1 protein-coding gene is annotated in these 201 nt (G+C 34.3%); it reads right to left on the bottom strand.

The window, feature by feature from the left end:
- Positions 1 to 201 (bottom strand): hypothetical protein (locus tag J3U35_RS03180; RefSeq protein WP_267359516.1); only part of this gene is annotated, 201 nt, incomplete at both ends.

The raw sequence follows: 201 nt of genomic DNA, 5'->3' as shown, positions 1-201 counted from the left end.
TTACTTCACGATAAAACGTACGATTGGAACCATCAAATTTATATAATTTGACGTTTATATCCGGTATCGCCATGTCCCCTGTTTTATTAACATAATTTTCTAGTGTGCCATTATTGTTAATATCAACCATTACATGACCGGTGATCGCCGCATCGCCGTTTTTCTTGTAAATAAAATCTAAATTATCACCCGTTACTTTTG

It is taken from the genome of Gilliamella sp. B2717 (genome assembly GCF_026536675.1).
In the GTDB taxonomy this organism is placed as follows: Bacteria; Pseudomonadota; Gammaproteobacteria; order Enterobacterales; family Orbaceae; genus Gilliamella; species Gilliamella apicola_I.
Note: the sequence above shows the minus strand (reverse complement) of the source record. Positions and strands in the feature narration are given on the sequence as shown.